The 14,953-nt window shown below is 42.4% G+C and carries 16 protein-coding genes; 9 read left to right on the top strand and 7 right to left on the bottom strand.

Annotation, left to right across the window (positions count from 1 at the left end):
* Window positions 1-35 precede the first annotated feature (35 nt).
* A complete protein-coding gene (xerC, locus tag HKX40_RS04110; RefSeq protein ID WP_171588291.1) occupies window positions 36-1,010 on the top strand; it encodes a tyrosine recombinase XerC in 975 nt (324 codons plus the stop codon).
* A gap of 189 nt (window positions 1,011-1,199) precedes the next feature.
* On the opposite strand, the gene HKX40_RS04115 is transcribed toward xerC, so the two are convergent.
* From HKX40_RS04115 to HKX40_RS04130, 4 genes are read right to left on the bottom strand one after another with little or no spacing between them, the layout of a single operon-like run.
* On the bottom strand, window positions 1,200-2,273 hold the full coding sequence (locus HKX40_RS04115; protein WP_171588292.1) for a metal ABC transporter solute-binding protein, Zn/Mn family: 1,074 nt from the start codon (window positions 2,271-2,273) through the stop codon (window positions 1,200-1,202).
* 2 nt (window positions 2,274-2,275) lie between these two features.
* Window positions 2,276-3,133 carry a metal ABC transporter permease gene (locus HKX40_RS04120; protein WP_171588330.1) on the bottom strand — a complete coding sequence of 286 codons (858 nt, stop codon included), beginning with the start codon at window positions 3,131-3,133 and terminating at the stop codon, window positions 2,276-2,278.
* 6 nt (window positions 3,134-3,139) lie between these two features.
* On the bottom strand, window positions 3,140-3,856 hold the full coding sequence (locus tag HKX40_RS04125; protein WP_171588293.1) for a metal ABC transporter ATP-binding protein: 717 nt from the start codon (window positions 3,854-3,856) through the stop codon (window positions 3,140-3,142).
* Window positions 3,857-4,030: a hypothetical protein gene (locus tag HKX40_RS04130; RefSeq protein ID WP_171588294.1), complete on the bottom strand. Its 174-nt coding sequence runs from the start codon at window positions 4,028-4,030 to the stop codon at window positions 3,857-3,859.
* A 100-nt stretch (window positions 4,031-4,130) separates the two neighbouring features.
* Between HKX40_RS04130 and HKX40_RS04135 the strand changes: the two genes are divergently transcribed.
* From HKX40_RS04135 to hslU, 5 genes are all read left to right on the top strand, one after another.
* Window positions 4,131-4,625 (top strand): transcriptional repressor, encoded by a 495-nt coding sequence (locus HKX40_RS04135; protein ID WP_171588295.1) that lies wholly within the window; start codon window positions 4,131-4,133, stop codon window positions 4,623-4,625.
* 213 nt (window positions 4,626-4,838) lie between these two features.
* The gene (locus tag HKX40_RS04140) at window positions 4,839-5,969 is read left to right on the top strand and encodes a CobW family GTP-binding protein (protein ID WP_171588296.1); all 1,131 of its coding nucleotides are present in this window, start codon (window positions 4,839-4,841) and stop codon (window positions 5,967-5,969) included.
* Window positions 5,970-6,017: 48 nt separating this feature from the next.
* Window positions 6,018-6,467, top strand: coding sequence for an RNA polymerase-binding protein DksA (gene dksA, locus HKX40_RS04145; RefSeq protein WP_171588297.1), 450 nt, complete (start codon window positions 6,018-6,020; stop codon window positions 6,465-6,467).
* A 128-nt stretch (window positions 6,468-6,595) separates the two neighbouring features.
* A complete protein-coding gene (gene hslV / locus HKX40_RS04150; RefSeq protein ID WP_171588298.1) occupies window positions 6,596-7,129 on the top strand; it encodes an ATP-dependent protease subunit HslV in 534 nt (177 codons plus the stop codon).
* A gap of 8 nt (window positions 7,130-7,137) precedes the next feature.
* Window positions 7,138-8,472, top strand: coding sequence for an ATP-dependent protease ATPase subunit HslU (hslU, locus tag HKX40_RS04155; RefSeq protein ID WP_171588299.1), 1,335 nt, complete (start codon window positions 7,138-7,140; stop codon window positions 8,470-8,472).
* 121 nt (window positions 8,473-8,593) lie between these two features.
* On the opposite strand, the gene HKX40_RS04160 is transcribed toward hslU, so the two are convergent.
* The 3 genes from HKX40_RS04160 to HKX40_RS04170 are packed head-to-tail and all read right to left on the bottom strand — an operon-like array spanning window position 8,594 to window position 11,607.
* A complete protein-coding gene (locus HKX40_RS04160; RefSeq protein ID WP_171588300.1) occupies window positions 8,594-9,670 on the bottom strand; it encodes an ArsA family ATPase in 1,077 nt (358 codons plus the stop codon).
* A complete protein-coding gene (locus HKX40_RS04165; RefSeq protein WP_171588301.1) occupies window positions 9,670-9,933 on the bottom strand; it encodes a cory-CC-star protein in 264 nt (87 codons plus the stop codon). Before HKX40_RS04165 ends, HKX40_RS04160 begins: the two co-directional genes overlap by 1 nt.
* Window positions 9,934-9,942: 9 nt before the next feature.
* Window positions 9,943-11,607: a carbon starvation CstA family protein gene (locus HKX40_RS04170; RefSeq protein WP_171588302.1), complete on the bottom strand. Its 1,665-nt coding sequence runs from the start codon at window positions 11,605-11,607 to the stop codon at window positions 9,943-9,945.
* 259 nt (window positions 11,608-11,866) lie between these two features.
* Here HKX40_RS04170 and HKX40_RS04175 point away from each other — a divergent pair, with 259 nt between their 5' ends.
* From HKX40_RS04175 to HKX40_RS04185, 3 genes are all read left to right on the top strand, one after another.
* Window positions 11,867-12,865: a TRAP transporter substrate-binding protein gene (locus tag HKX40_RS04175; protein WP_171588303.1), complete on the top strand. Its 999-nt coding sequence runs from the start codon at window positions 11,867-11,869 to the stop codon at window positions 12,863-12,865.
* Between the two features lie 83 nt (window positions 12,866-12,948).
* Window positions 12,949-13,575, top strand: a complete 627-nt coding sequence (locus HKX40_RS04180) for a TRAP transporter small permease (protein WP_171588304.1) — start codon at window positions 12,949-12,951, stop codon at window positions 13,573-13,575.
* A 3-nt stretch (window positions 13,576-13,578) separates the two neighbouring features.
* Window positions 13,579-14,862: a TRAP transporter large permease gene (locus HKX40_RS04185; RefSeq protein ID WP_171588305.1), complete on the top strand. Its 1,284-nt coding sequence runs from the start codon at window positions 13,579-13,581 to the stop codon at window positions 14,860-14,862.
* Window positions 14,863-14,953 lie beyond the last annotated feature (91 nt).

Here is a 14,953-nt window from a genome sequence, read left to right on the forward strand (position 1 = left end):
ACCATTCCGGAAGTTCTGTAAGGGGGGTTACCAAAATGTCAGATACCACCATTCCCATTCCCTCTGAAGTGATGCAGTGGTTATCATTTCTAGGCAATGAGAAACGTTATTCCACCCATACGTTAGCAGCTTACCAGCGTGATATTTCTCTGCTGACTGCACTCTATCCTGATGTGGCTTTATCTGACATTTCCCATCCTCAAGTGCGTTCAGCAATTGCACGATTACATGCCCAAGACTATAGTCCTCGCTCACTAGCACGCATTCTATCTACATGGCGTAGCTTTTATAAATGGTTTTGTATTCAAAAACATTTAAAAATCAACCCCACAGTAGGCGTCAAAACACCCAAAGTGCCTCGCTCTCTACCCAAAGCCCTCTCCGCAGATCAAGCTAAAACATTGCTTGATACTGGTCTTCAGTTAGAGGGTAATGATGCCATAGCTGCTCGAGATCAAGCCATGTTTGAACTGTTTTATTCTAGTGGCTTACGTTTATCTGAGCTTGTCAGTGTAGATACCCAATTTCACAAAACAGACTCCTATGAGTCTCAAGGTTGGATTAATCTCGCTGAACATGAAATTACAGTTGTTGGTAAAGGCAAAAAAACACGTTTATTGCCTCTTGGAGAAAAAGCAGTACAGGCAATTAAGCATTGGTTAAGTAAACGCCCCCTTCTTGTCAAACCTAGCACTCCAGTACAGGATGAGTTTGCTTTGTTCCTAGGAGAACGTGGTGCACGCATCACTCCCCGAGTCGTTCAGATACAACTTAAGAAGTTAGGTATTAAGAGCAATCTTCCTACCAATATCCATCCCCATGTACTGCGCCATAGTTTTGCAAGCCACCTGCTCCAATCATCACAAGATTTACGTGCAGTTCAAGAATTGTTGGGGCATGCAAAAATTTCCACTACGCAAATTTACACCAAATTGGATTTTCAACATCTTGCCCAAGTCTATGATCAGGCCCATCCAAGAGCCAAAAAAAAGAGCACCTCAAGTAAATGAGATGCTCTGAAGCACATACCCCACTCTAAAGTAAGGCACTACTTCCAAGGGGAATCGATACATTATTAACATGACTACTAGGATATTTTTATTACAATATGTATATAATAGAACAAAATATAACAATCACAATAGGATAATACCCTAGGTTGGATGGGAAATATTCTATTTTCCCGATAAAAATATCACTTACTTCAATGCCTCTAAAATCGTTTTAGCATTAGACTCTATCATACCCAAATAAGTGGAGCCCAAGCCTTCTGCAGCTAAAGCATCTGTGTACAGAGTACCACCGATTTTGGCCCCACTTTCATTGGCTAATTGATCCACCAACTTGCGATTCTGTACATTTTCCAAGAAAACAGCTGGAAGTTTTGCATCACGAATTGCTTTAATTACAGTGGCAACATCTTTAGCTGAAGGCTCTGCTGTAGTAGTAAATCCTAATGGGGTTAAGACTTTAAGCTGATAATCACGAGCAAAATACCCCAAAGCATCGTGTGTTGTGACTAAATAACGGCGGTTTTCTGGCAATGCTGCAAATTGTTTCTTTAAATCGCTATCCAATGCCTGTAATTTTTGTTTATAAGCTGCCGCATTCTTAGCATAAGTTGCTGCATTTTTAGTGTCCACTTCACTTAAGGCTTTAGCAATATTATCTACATAGACTTGTGCATTATTCAAACTTTGCCATGCATGGGGATCAAACTCTCCATGATGGTGATCATGATGACCTTCTGCTGCATGGTCATGTCCCTCATGTTCATGGTCATGTCCCTCATGTTCATGGTCATGTGCTTCATGGCCATGTCCCTCGTGTTCATGGTCATGTGCTCCATGGTCATGCCCCTCATGTTCATGGTCATGTGCTTCATGGTCATGCCCCTCATGTTCATGGTCATGATCTTCCTCTCCTAAAACCTCTTCTGAGAGTTTTTGCTTCTGAATGCCATCAGACACAGCCACTATCTTACCTTTAAAGTTAGATGATTTGGCAAGCCGATTTGCCCAGTTATCAAGTTCCAATCCATTGGTAAACAATACCTTAACATCTTTAGAAAGTAATTTAGCATCACTTGGCTTAATCTCATAGCTATGGATATCCATATCAGGACCGACAAAGTTAACCACCTTCACTTCATCTCCACCCACATTTTTCACCATATCCTCAAGGATAGAGAAACTTGTAGCAACAGTTACTGCCTGCGCCTGTACAGCCAAACTCATACCCAAACTTAATCCAAAAATTGACCATAATTTCATATTTATTTCCTCTGTTGAATAATTTGCCAAACAAGACCACCGTGGGTACCAAAACATAAGGCACAAAAATACACTACACCTGCGGTCAAAATAATACAGGCAGAAGCGGGAAGATTAACCTGAAAAGAAACCACCATACCGATATAAACGCTTACCATACCTAGCAAGACAGAAATTATCAGCTGTTGATTTAATGTCCTTCCTAAAAACTTAGCTGAGATAGCGGGCAATAGCATCATACCGACCACCATCAAGGTTCCCAAAACTTGAAAACCTGCTAGTAAATTCATTACAAGCAAAAATAAAAACACCACATGTGTAAGTGCCCCACCTCCACCTTCTGCTCGTAAAAAAACTGCATCCAAACAATCCAAAACAAGTGGACGATAAATCATCGATAGCACCAAGACTGACAGACTACTCATCACCATAATAAAGAGTAGATTTTCATTGTCTAATGCCAACACTGATCCAAATAACACATGTACAAGATCCATATTGGTTCCACGAATAGATACCAATACCACACCAAGTCCTAAAGACACCAAATACAATGCCGCAAAACTCGATTCCTCCTTGAGCGTCGTCCAGCGAGCAATTAGTCCAGCCATTACAGCCACAACCACCCCAGTGACAAAACCACCCAGCATCATGGCACCGACAGACATCCCTGCAATCAAGAAGCCCAATGCTACCCCAGGCAAAATAGCATGAGACATAGCATCTGCTACTAGACTCATACGGCGCAGCACCAGAAAAACTCCGACTGAGCTAGCCGATAAGGCTAAAAACAAGGCACCAAACAACCCTCTTGCCATAAATCCAAAATCAACAAAAGGGGCTAAAAAAATTTCATACATCACAAACTAAAATCCCTTAAGTGCCAATCGGCGTGCTTTTTGTAAGTTATCCTCATTAAGGACATCCGCTGTTTTTCCCCACGCGACTTGCTCACCTGCTAATAATAAGGTGTCAGGAAAGACTCTTTCGACCAAGGCGGCATCATGTAAAACTGCAATTACCGTCCTACCTGCTTGGTGCCACCCCTGCATAAGACGGACCAAATCAGCACAAGTATCTTCGTCAATGGCAGTTAAAGGTTCATCCAACAGGAAAATCTGTGGGTCTCTCACAATAAGGCGAGCAAACAAAGCTCGCTGTAACTGACCGCCTGAAAGTGTGCCAATCAATTGTTGTGCTTGGTGCTGTAATCCTACTTGCATCAAGGCATGACGTATGCGACTACGCTCCTCTTCGCTGTAGGAGCGAAAAGGTCCCACTCTTCGCCACGCCCCCAGTGCAACCAAGTCATGCACAGTAATAGGAAAACTCTTATCAATCTCGCTTAACTGAGGAAGCAAACTCATCTGCTCTCGTAGCTGAGGAGCAATATCTACCTTGCCTGAAATAGGTCTCAAAAAACCCACAATGGTTTTAATCAATGTAGATTTTCCTGCCCCATTGGGCCCTAAAATGGCAGTCATTGACCCTTGATCAAACTGTCCAGAAATCCCTTTGAGAACAAAATCTGGGGTACTTCTGCGCTGTCCTACACTTAAATCTGTCAGACGAATGGCAAACATCTATAACCAACCCAAGAAGTTAGCTACAAACAACCATAACAAGACTAACAACAAAAAAAGGGGCTTTAGTCGCCCCCATAAAGATGTTGTCAATACTGTATGTGGGTCACAACAGGGAGCCAAGCACTCTTTGGTAGCAAAATCAGCCGTATTGGCATAATGATTCGTTTTCATTGTAGAATTCATACTGCAAACATTACTTTCATCGTTTTGATATATTGTAGCATATGTTATAATATATCAAAAGTATTTTTTATCAGAAGGACTTGTCACGATGGATCGTCCACACGCCTTTTCGCCTGATACCAACCATAAACTTGCAGAGGCTGCTGCTCTATGCGAGTCTAGAGGCAAGCGCTTAACGACTATTCGAGCTCAAGTTTTAGGGCTCATGCTAGACAACGAACGCAGTCTCAAGGCCTATGAGCTTCTTGATAAGATGCAAGAAATTCACCCCAGCTCTAAGCCCGCCACTGTTTATAGAGCATTGGAGTTTCTGGAAGAAGAGGGATTTATCCATCGTCTTGATGCCATTAATGGCTGGACAGCCTGTCAACATATCCATGCTGACGCACATGAGCATCATGATTTACTCGCCGTCTGTACAGAATGTGGTGCTGTGCGCGAAATTAGAGCACCACAGATTAATGAACAATTACATGATTTGCTCGCCCAAGTTGGCTTTAGTCAAAATGCTCCTCAGACGGAAATCCGTGCCACCTGTACCTCTTGCCAACAAAAACACGCTTCTTCACATACAAAATCATAAGCATATGCTCTTGTTTTTTAAATCGGCATCCCCATATAGCAGCGATATTTTTAAATATCAGTTTACAATGTCGGCTTAATTTGGGTGTTGCGTTTTGCAAAAGCAAAACAAATATAACATTTCTATGTTATAAATAACAGGCTGTAATAAAAGTACATTTCGTCTTCTATTCGGCTAAACACCCTATGTAGCTGTCACTTTCTAGGAAATAACATGGCCACAAAAATGATTCCAGTTACTGTACTCACCGGCTTTCTAGGCTCTGGCAAGACCACTTTGCTTAAACGCATTCTCAATGAATATCATGGTCGTCGTATTGCTGTTATTGAGAATGAATTTGGACCAGAAAGCATTGACAACGAACTGTTAGTACAAGATTCAGATGAAGAAATTATCGAGTTGAATAACGGTTGTGTATGTTGTACTATTCGTGGCGATTTACAACGCACACTTCTTGATCTCAAAGATCGTCGCGAGAGAGGCGAGCTTCAATTTGAACGTGTAATGATTGAAACCACTGGTGTTGCTAATCCAGGCCCTGTATGCCAAACTTTCTTTATCGATGAAGAGGTTGCCAGCTACTATATGCTAGATGCCGTTATCACGATTGTAGATGCAAAGCATGGCATGGAGACACTAGATACCCAACCTGAGGCACAACAACAAGTAGGCTTTGCTGATCGCATTCTTGTCTCTAAAGTAGATTTAATCAGTGATGCAGAATACCAAGCATTACGCCATCGTCTTGTCATGATGAATCCCCGCGCTAAAATCACGCCAGTACATTTTGGTGAAGTTGATTTGGCAGAAATTATTGACATCACCGGCTTTAATCTTAACTCCGTATTAGAAATTGACCCAGACTTTCTTAAAGAAGACGAACATGAACATGGTGAACATTGTCATCATCACCATGACCATGAGTGTGACGAGCACTGCACACATGATCACCACCATGACCATGAATGTGACGAACATTGTCATCACGACCATGACCACGAGTGTGACGAACATTGTCATCATGATCATCACCATGCTCACCACGATGACGAAATTGGCGCATTCTTGTTTACCTCTGATCGTCCATTTGATCCTGTTAAGTTAGATGATTTTCTCAGTGGCATGGTACAAGTTTATGGTCCCGACTTATATCGCTACAAAGGCATTCTCTATCTTAAAGGAGCTCCCGTACGCTATCTACTCCAAGGCGTGCATATGATTCTAGGTACGAACCCGGGAAAACCTTGGTCTACAAAAGAGAAAAAACAAAGTAAAATTGTATTTATCGGCAGAAAACTTCCTCAGGAAATTTTCCAACAAGGACTTACACAGTGTCTCTCTTAAGACGCTATTCGATTAACTTTTTATATGCAAAGTCTGGGAGACTGGAATATGGCAAAATCATCAAAAAAAGCACCTGTAGTAGCTGAAGAAACATTGCTTACTGAAGAGCAACTACTCGCTATGCCAGAAGATGATTATATGAATGATGCTCAACTAGCATTCTTTAAGCATCGCCTCAAGACATTAGAGCACGACATTCTCAACAAAGCGGGGGTCACTACTGAGAATCTTCGTGAAACACAGTTTGTACCTGACCCTGCTGACCGTGCGACTATCGAAGAGGAACATGCGTTGGAGCTTCGCACACGCGATCGCGAGCGCAAACTGCTCAAAAAAGTACAGCAATCACTCCAACTCATTGAATCTAAAGACTACGGCTGGTGCGAGGAAACAGGCGAACCTATCGGTATTCGTCGCTTACTCGCTCGTCCTACAGCTACCTTATCTCTAGAGGCACAAGAGCGTCGAGAAAAGCGCCAGAAACTCTACGGTGATTAATAAATTCATACCCCTCTTACAAAACAAACACCCCGTCAATACGGGGTGTTTGATTAAGAAGCCGTAAAGCCCCCCCTTGAAATCCCTCCATCATGCCCCATATAGCCTAAAAACTTTAGGAATTTATTATGGAACAATTTCATGCTACGACCATTGTCTGTGTTCGCCGGGGCAATGAAGTCGCTATTGGCGGGGACGGTCAAGTCACATTGGGCAATATAGTCATCAAGGGTACTGCCCGCAAGATTCGCCGTCTTTACAAAGATACTGTTTTAGCTGGTTTTGCTGGTGCGACGGCCGATGCCTTTACTTTGCAAGAACGTTTTGAAGCTAAATTAGAAAAACATCAAGGTCATTTAATGCGTGCAGCCGTTGAGCTAACTAAAGATTGGCGTACAGATCGCGTACTTCGCCGTCTAGAGGCCATGCTGATTGTTGCTGATAAAGAACATACTCTTGTATTGACAGGCAATGGTGATGTTTTAGAACCTGAACATGGTATCGCCGCTATTGGTTCTGGCGGTGCTTATGCCCAATCTGCAGCACTTGCACTACTACAAAACACTGATTTATCACCTGCTGAGATTGTAAAAAAATCTCTTGAAATCGCTGGTGATTTATGTATTTACACTAATCAGAACCATATTATTGAAAAGTTATAAGGAATGTTATGAGCGACCTAAGTATCATGACCCCAAAAGAGATTGTCTCTGAACTAGACAAACATATTGTTGGCCAACATAAAGCCAAGAAGTCGGTAGCAGTAGCATTACGTAACCGCTGGCGTCGCCAACAAGTACCTGAACCATTACGTCACGAAATCCACCCCAAGAATATCCTTATGATTGGTCCTACTGGCGTGGGTAAAACAGAAATCGCACGCCGTTTAGCAAAACTTGCTAATGCCCCTTTTATTAAAGTTGAAGCAACAAAATTTACCGAAGTCGGTTATGTCGGTCGTGATGTGGATACCATTATCCGTGATTTAGTAGACATCTCTGTCAAACAAACACGTGATTTAGAAATGCGTCGTGTCCGCACACAAGCGGAAGATGCCGCCGAGGATCGCATTCTTGATGTGCTTGTCACTCCTGCCCGCGATGCTCACGGTGAACCTATCCGCGAAGAAAATACCGCACGTCAGACGTTCCGCAAGCGTCTGCGCGAGGGGAAAATTGACGATATGGAAATCGAAATTGAAGTTGCCCAACCCACTATGCAGATGGAAGTCATGGGCATGCCTGGCATGGAAGAAATGACAGAGCAAATTCGCGGTCTTTTTGCCAATATTGGCAAGGATAAAGTCAAACCCAAGAAAATGACGGTGAAGAATGCCTTCAAGATGCTTGTCGAAGAAGAGGCAGCTAAACGCGTCAATGAGGAAGAAATTCGTAACGTAGCTATCCGTAATGCTGAACAAAACGGCATTGTCTTCCTAGATGAGGTAGATAAAATCGCTAACCGTTCCGATCATGGTTCAGCTGATGTTTCTCGTCAAGGGGTGCAACGTGACCTACTCCCATTGGTTGAGGGTACTACTGTCAATACGAAATATGGCATGATTAAAACTGACCATATTCTCTTTATTGCTTCAGGTGCTTTCCATCTTTCTCGTCCATCTGACTTGATTCCCGAATTACAAGGTCGTTTCCCTATACGAGTAGAATTAGAGTCTCTTACTGCTGATGATTTTGTTCGTATTCTTAATGAAACTGATGCATCATTAACAAAACAGTACACAGCATTGATGGAAACCGAAGGTGTTAAGCTAGAATTTACAACAGATGGTTTACATCGGTTGGCTGAATTGGCTTTTGATGTTAATGAACGTACAGAGAACATTGGTGCTCGTCGTCTCTACACAGTAATGGAGAAGCTATTAGAGGACTTGTCTTTTGATGCAACTTCACAAAGTGGTAGCACTGTGGTGATTGATACAGACTATGTAAATAGTAAACTTGAAGAGACTGCAAGTAGCCAAGATCTCTCTCGTTATGTCTTATAACCTCTTTAAAAAAGAGAAAATCTTAAGGGGGAGTGATTCCCCTTAAGATAGACAGGCAGCGCCTGTTGCACTATAAAAAATTCACTATAGCCATATATAGAGCATTAAAATGCTAACAGAGCTATTCTTCATCGCTCGGCACACAACAGGCACACCCTACCATATGTCGAGTAAAAATTCCCCCAGGTTGAAAGCTCCCCGCAGAAACCTCACCAGTCTCACCGAATTCTTGTAGTGCCTCTACTCCGCGAATATCCACTGCTTGCAAACCATAATAATGACGTTCTAACTCAGCAAAGTCTGCTTCAATTGCTGCAACAATCGCTTGCTGACGTTCATAACGTTGCTGCCAGAACTCTTGCCCCTCTTCTGGGGGAGGCAACAACTGATTAATGATAAGATGGTGACAAGGCAACTGGAAATGCTGCAACTGTTTGACCGCACGACGAGTCTCCGCCAAAGGCAACATCTCTGCCGTCATCACAAGAATAATACTAGTCTGCTTGGCATCATTGATGATGCTTCCTGCCTTTGCAAATAACTCTTGGCGGCGCTTAAGTACTTGCAGAGCAGTATCCCAACGGCGATTACGCTCATCACTCATGAGGCTATTTTGTTGTTGGTCTGTCTTTTTCCAAAAAGGCAGAGCCGCCTCACGTAAACGTTGCTGACGCCCCTGCTGCGCCAATAGGCTCTCTGTCCAGGCCTGCATCATCTGAGGCAACTCCAGCAACCTCAAGGTATGTCCCGTCGGTGCGGTATCAAAAACCACATGCTGAAAACCCCTATCACGTGCTTGAACGATATATGAACAAATTGCCTCAAGCAGGGCTGCCTCCTCAGCACCTGGAGAGGATTTCGATGCCTCCAAGTGCTGCCGCAAGGACTTCATCATTTCAGGACGAGTATAAGCCTTTAATGTCTCTGCCACTTGTTCAAAATGCTGATCAACAATATGGTGAGGATTTAACTCTAGGGCTGAAAGACCATCTGTAATAGATTTAATTTCACTAGATAAAGGACGCTGAATAACATCACCAAGACTATGAGCAGGGTCAGTAGAAATAATCAACACCTTGCGTCCCAATGCTGCTAAACGCACAGCAAGACTTGCAGAATGTGTAGTTTTACCAACACCACCTTTACCCCCCACAAATAGTAAAAATTTCTGAGAAGCACTCTCTAGTAATTTATCCATTAACAGCACCCAAATCTATCCATAGGGGAGTGTTCCATGCCCATGCGTTTATGCCAGTCATGAAACTCCTCCATTAATAAAGGCTGTAATTCTAATGTATAAAATGTCATTGCGTTCGGTACACCAAGGCTTTCCGCAAAAATAAGCAGCATAAACAAATCCTGCTCATCGCGGTAAGCTCTACTCAACGTCTGCCGATAAGGGGCATGGTAAAACTCATCCAGCCCCTCTTTAAACGCTTGCCAACGCTCAGCTAAACTCATTAACACCTCTTAGGCTTTTTTAGGCCAGTAACGTTTTAATGATGCGGCACACTCTAAAGAAACGAGTACTGAGCAAACAAGGATAATGACATCAAGTACCACAAGTAGCCAGTTACCTTGATCATAGTAACCCTTAAGTTGCAATAACAAAGCAAATACACTCATGATAAGCAAGAATACCATAGGGATAAGTGTTACCCATACCTTACGTCCTGCCTTAAGTAGCATTACACTAACTACGAGTAAAGTGAGTCCTGCCATTAATTGGTTAGTGGTACCAAATAAAGGCCATATCAACATACCTCCGTCACCTTTAAGACCACCAGCACCAAAGGATAACAGCACACAACTACCTACTGCTAGCAAAGTTGCTACAGTACCATTTTGGAAAGATTTGATATTATAAATCTCACCCCACTCTTGGAAAATATAGCGTTGCAAACGTACACCCGTATCCATAGTAGTACCAGCAAACAAGGCTGCCATCACTGTTAACATTGTTGCCGATAAAGTCGGGCTAAGACCAACACCTGCATGCATAATCGCCGCACCACCATCAATAAAGGCACCAATACCGCCTTTACCGAAAGCTGCATATACCGCTTTCCAAGCATCCAATGAGGCAAAACCAGCCGTAGCAGCAAGAATTGCAGCCAATGCTAACATACCCTCGCCCATTGCTCCGAAATAACCCACAAAGCGTGTATCTGTTTCACGATAGATTTGCTTAGAAGTTGTACCAGTTGATACTAAACCATGGAATCCTGAAATTGCACCGCAAGCAATCGTCACAAATAGCAATGGCATAATCGGTGGAGTACCTGTTGGAGCATCTGTATTAATTGCTGGTGCCACAACACTCGGATTCACAATAAAAATCGCTGCATAAAGCACAAACAACCCTACAAATAATTGCAGACCGTTGATATAGTCACGTGGCTGCAACAACATCCATACAGGGAGGATAGAGGCAACTGCCGCATAAACAAATAGCAAAATAATCCATACTGCATTAGCAGGCAACCCAGCCACTGTATCAGGGAAAGCTAATGGCATCATAGGGCCTGCGTAGATAAGACCATACAGCGCTACCACACCAATGATAGATACCCATACAAGCCCCATCTTATAACGATAAATACATTGACCTACGATAAACGCCACGACCAATGCTCCCCACACAGGTAAGACGGCTGATGGTGTCTTAATCATCATCCCTGCAATAACCACTGCAAATACCGCATTCACCATTAAAAGAAGAAGGAAAATCACCACCATAAAGAGGCTACGTGTGCGGCCATTGACTACAGTACCAGCAATAGAGCCAATAGAGCGACCTTTATTGCGCACACTTGCCCATACTGCCGACATATCATGAATACCCGCAAAAAATACCGTACCAAAAACCACCCAAAGGAATGCAGGTAACCATCCCCAAATCACTGCAATAGCAGGACCAACTATCGGAGCAGCTCCTGCCACAGAGGTAAAATGATGCCCCCACAAAACGAATTTATTAGTAGGAACAAAGTCGACTCCATCATTAATTTCCTGAGCAGGCGTCTGGAAATCAGGATCTAGTTGGAAAATTTTAGTAGCCACAAAGCGTGAGTAGACAAAATAACCTACCGCCATACATACTAAACCAACGATTAGTATCAATACAGAACTCATCGTCATCCCCTTCAAAAGTAAAATAATCTATAAGTGAAAAATCCAAAGAAAGATTTTGCGTTGCATCATTTTATCTTGACTTATTTTCGCAACAAATAGCTAGAATCGAAATATAGTAAAAACCCCTAGACTTTCTGTTGCTTACTACTCATTACCTAGGTACAAACCCTAGTCAATATGAAATCGCTTACGCTCTCTGACGAATTGGACTAACATTTCACTATCCGTGTTTTTTAATTTTTCTCTTTAGGAGATTCTTATGCTAAAAAATAGCGTACTTAAACTCATCTCTACTGCCGTTTTTGGTGCTTGCATGGTGAGCCCAGCACTTGCAGATAACCCTATCGTTATTAAATTCTCACACGTAGTTGCTGCTGATACACCTAAAGGTCAAGGTGCTATGCTGTTTAAGAAATTAGCCGAGGAAAAATTCCCTGGTCGTGTTGTGGTAGAGGTATATCCTAACTCTTCTCTTTACGGCGACGGCAAAGAGATGGAAGCATTACTAACTGGTAACGTACAAATGCTAGCCCCATCTCTTGCTAAGTTTGATAAATTTACTCCTAAAATCCAACTATTTGATTTACCGTTCTTGTTTGACGACATTGAAGCTGTACAACGCTTCCAAGTAAGTGCCAAAGGTAAAGAGTTATTAAACTCTATGCGTGACAAGGGCATCACTGGTCTTGCCTACTGGAACAACGACCTTAAACAACTTTCTGCCAACAAACCACTTCACGTACCAACAGACGCTCGCGGTCAAAAATTCCGTGTACAAAACTCTGAAGTACTTGATGCTCAGTTCAAACAAATCCTTGCCATTCCTCGCAAGATGGCCTTTGCAGAGATGTACCAAGCCCTTCAAACTGGTGTAGTTAATGGTGCTGAGAACCCATACTCTAATATTTACTCTCAAAAAATCCATGAGGTTCAAAAATACATCACTGAATCTAACCATGGTCTGCTTTCTTACATGGTTATCGTAAACACTAAATTCTGGGATGGCTTACCTGCTGACATCCGCACTGGCTTACAAGAAGTGCTAGATCAGGTTGCTGTTGATGTAAACAAAAAATCTCATCAACTTAATCTTGGTGATAAACAAAAAATTATCGACGCTAAAACTACAGAAATCATCACCCTTTCTGATGCAGAACGTAAGCAATGGCGTGATGCTATGCGTCCAGTATGGAAGAAGTTTGAAAGCCAAATTGGTGCTGACTTAATTTCAGCAGCTGAGGCATCTAATCAAAAATAATTCTATACAATAACTTCTAAAGGAGGGTAATGAGACTAGTCTGTGCTAGTTCTTATTACCCTTTTGCTTTAAAAGGTTTTTTTATGAAATCACTTGCTTTCCTTTGGGATAAACTTGAAGAAATACTCATTGTGTTATCTCTTGCATTGATGACACTGGTTACCTTTATCTATGTGGTTCTCAACAATGCCTATCAGCCATTCTTAATGTTAGCTGATAACTATGAATCCCTTAAACCCATTGCAGAGCCTATTGCACTGTTTATCATGACCCTTGCGATGGAGATGACTTGGAGCCAAGCACTTACTAAATTATTCTTTGGTGCTTTAATTTTCCTTGGCGCCTCTTATGGTGTACGCACAGCAGGTCACATCGGCATTGATATCCTCATCAGAAAATTCTCTCCCAATGCTCGTCGTGCCATTAGCATACTAGCATGTTTGCTCTGTCTAGCTTTCTGTGCCTTGATTATTTACGCTAGCTCAGGCTGGATTGGTGCTATGTATACAGCAGATATTGGTGCAGAGGACTTACAAGATTTTAATATTAAAGTCTGGCAGATAGGTATGATTGTCCCTATCGGTTTTGCAATGGTGTTCATTCGTTTTATAGAAGTGTTGCTCCGCTTATTCCGAGGACAACAAAACGACCTTGGTCTTGCTGATGAAGCTAGTGATGCACTTAAACTAAATGAAGAGGATAAGGAGTAATCTATGTCAATTATCGTATTATTTGCATCCTTATTCATTTTAATGCTTATCGGAGTACCTATCGCAATTTCTCTAGGTATTTCAGCATCAATCGTTATCATGATTTTCAGTCATGATTCTATCAGCTCAATTGCGGTAAAAATCTACGAAACATCAGAGCATTACACCCTATTAGCGATTCCATTCTTCCTACTCGCTGGTGCTTTTATGACCACAGGTGGTGTGGCTAGACGCCTTATTGATTTTGCCAATGCATCTGTGGGACATATTCGTGGTGGACTAGCCATTGCCTCAGTACTCTCGTGCATGCTTTTTGCTGCTCTTTCAGGCTCTAGCCCAGCAACAGTGGCTGCAGTAGGCTCTATCGCTATTGCAGGCATGGTTCGCTCAGGATATCCTATTGAGTTTGGTACAGGGATTGTTACCAATGCTGGTACACTGGGTATCTTGATTCCTCCATCAGTGGTGATGGTAGTATTTGCTGCTGCGACAGAGCAATCTGTTGGTCGCCTCTTTATGGCTGGTGTGATGCCAGGCTTGCTCCTTGGGGTTATCTTAATGATTGCCATTTATGTTGTAGCCCGCAAGAAAAACCTTCCAGCTCTACCCCGTGTAACTTTGCGTGAGTGGTTAAGCTCTGCCCGTAAGGCCTTGTGGGGGCTTATCCTCATGGTAATTATCCTTGGTGGTATCTACTCTGGTATCTTTACTGCTACAGAGGCAGCGGCCGTAGCAGCGGTGTATTCTTTCTGTGTAGCTGTCTTTGTATATAAAGACATTTCATTAAAAGAATGCCCTAAAGTCCTTTTAGAGTCAGGTAAACTCAGCGTGATGCTGATGTTTATTATTGCCAATGCAATGCTATTTGCTCATGTACTTACTACAGAGCAAATTCCTCAGCAAATCACTGAGATTGTGACCTCAATGAATCTTGCTCCATGGCAATTCCTCATCGTAGTCAATATCGTTCTGCTAGTGGCAGGTGCCTTTATGGAACCATCAGCTATTATTCTGATTCTTGTTCCTATCCTTTACCCTATTGCGATGAAATTGGGTATTGACCCTATCCATCTCGGTATTATCATGGTAGTGAATATGGAAATTGGTCTATTAACACCTCCTGTTGGACTTAACCTCTTTGTAGCTTCAGCAATTACCAAACTCCCAGTGACTAGCGTCATTCGTGCCGCATCTCCTTGGTTAAGTATTTTGTTGATTTTCCTACTTCTTATTACCTATATTCCAGAGATTTCACTGGCGTTACCTGATGCATTAGGTCAACGGTGATAGCAAGTAATAATTGATATACCACTAACTAAAATACCCAACAATACATCATTAATCTGTGATGCTCTTGTTGGGTATTTCTTATGCCTAT

Source organism: Pelistega europaea (assembly GCF_013133775.1).
Lineage (GTDB): Bacteria > Pseudomonadota > Gammaproteobacteria > Burkholderiales > Burkholderiaceae_B > Taylorella > Taylorella europaea.

Bases quoted from the DNA above. Each gene is read 5' to 3' on its own strand.
- HKX40_RS04170 (WP_171588302.1), bottom strand. From the start codon at position 11,607: ATGAGTTCTGTATTGATACTAATCGTTGGTTTAGTATGTATGGCGGTA.
- HKX40_RS04125 (WP_171588293.1), bottom strand. From the start codon at position 3,856: ATGTTTGCCATTCGTCTGACAGATTTAAGTGTAGGACAGCGCAGAAGT.
- HKX40_RS04130 (WP_171588294.1), bottom strand. From the start codon at position 4,030: ATGAAAACGAATCATTATGCCAATACGGCTGATTTTGCTACCAAAGAG.
- xerC (WP_171588291.1), top strand. From the start codon at position 36: ATGTCAGATACCACCATTCCCATTCCCTCTGAAGTGATGCAGTGGTTA.
- HKX40_RS04185 (WP_171588305.1), top strand. From the start codon at position 13,579: ATGTCAATTATCGTATTATTTGCATCCTTATTCATTTTAATGCTTATC.
- HKX40_RS04135 (WP_171588295.1), top strand. From the start codon at position 4,131: ATGGATCGTCCACACGCCTTTTCGCCTGATACCAACCATAAACTTGCA.
- HKX40_RS04175 (WP_171588303.1), top strand. From the start codon at position 11,867: ATGCTAAAAAATAGCGTACTTAAACTCATCTCTACTGCCGTTTTTGGT.
- HKX40_RS04115 (WP_171588292.1), bottom strand. From the start codon at position 2,273: ATGAAATTATGGTCAATTTTTGGATTAAGTTTGGGTATGAGTTTGGCT.
- HKX40_RS04180 (WP_171588304.1), top strand. From the start codon at position 12,949: ATGAAATCACTTGCTTTCCTTTGGGATAAACTTGAAGAAATACTCATT.
- HKX40_RS04160 (WP_171588300.1), bottom strand. From the start codon at position 9,670: ATGGATAAATTACTAGAGAGTGCTTCTCAGAAATTTTTACTATTTGTG.
- HKX40_RS04140 (WP_171588296.1), top strand. From the start codon at position 4,839: ATGGCCACAAAAATGATTCCAGTTACTGTACTCACCGGCTTTCTAGGC.
- hslU (WP_171588299.1), top strand. From the start codon at position 7,138: ATGAGCGACCTAAGTATCATGACCCCAAAAGAGATTGTCTCTGAACTA.
- hslV (WP_171588298.1), top strand. From the start codon at position 6,596: ATGGAACAATTTCATGCTACGACCATTGTCTGTGTTCGCCGGGGCAAT.
- HKX40_RS04120 (WP_171588330.1), bottom strand. From the start codon at position 3,133: ATGTATGAAATTTTTTTAGCCCCTTTTGTTGATTTTGGATTTATGGCA.
- HKX40_RS04165 (WP_171588301.1), bottom strand. From the start codon at position 9,933: ATGAGTTTAGCTGAGCGTTGGCAAGCGTTTAAAGAGGGGCTGGATGAG.
- dksA (WP_171588297.1), top strand. From the start codon at position 6,018: ATGGCAAAATCATCAAAAAAAGCACCTGTAGTAGCTGAAGAAACATTG.